The following is a 768-nucleotide window of genomic DNA, read 5'->3' as shown; positions in this document are numbered from 1 at the left end:
AGTTGGTCTGCCAGTCTTAGAGAGTCTATTTGCTTTTGTAATTTCGTACAGTATTGATAGCCAAGGTATTCACCCTGTTTTAGGTCACTGCTTTTCCTTCTAACACTGAAATGCCAGTTTTGAGTAAGTACTTGTTTTTGCAGAGTGTCTAATTTACCAAGATAGTCGGAGCCATTGAGAATCGGGTCCCAAAGGACTAGCTCATTAAACTGGCACTTTGTATTGGCTAATGTAGCAATTGAGGCGCCTAAACGTGAGGCGACACAGACCACCTGCTCAACGCCTGCTCGGGCTTTTAGCTCCTCATATGCTTTGATAAGGTCTTGTTGCCATTCTTCGATACTTTGAGTAGAAAACTCACCAGTGGAGTCACCCACGCCGTGGTAGTCAAAACGCATGCAATAAAAGCCTTGTTTAGCGAGGCTAGTGGCAAGTAGCTGGGTCATTCGATAGTTGCGAAAATACTCATGTCCGATCGGAGAGCTGAATAATATTGCTTTGCTACGATAAGCGCCCGCACCAGGCTCATGTATTACGCCGTAAAGAGGTAATTTACTATCACCGAAGAATACTGGGTGGATTGTTTGCGTTGCGGGAGAATGTAGCTCTGTTTTATTGGTTTCGTCAGAAAGACCTTTAGCCGCTGAGCTTTCTGTAGCGGCTGTTTTTGTGGTCTGATCTATTAGCTCAGCTAGTTGATGTAAGCTTTCCAGTAGTAAGTCTCGAGGCTTCAGTTCAACGTTAAAATGCGCTTGCACTTTATGAATA

At 44.1% G+C, this 768-nt stretch carries 1 protein-coding gene; it reads right to left on the bottom strand.

Translation table 11 applies throughout. The features are described 5' to 3' along the window. The coding region (locus tag A3729_RS05150) for a serine aminopeptidase domain-containing protein (RefSeq protein ID WP_197475580.1) at window positions 1-768 on the bottom strand (768 nt) is incomplete at both ends.

This window comes from Oleiphilus sp. HI0043, assembly GCF_001634935.1.
Note: the sequence above shows the minus strand (reverse complement) of the source record. Positions and strands in the feature narration are given on the sequence as shown.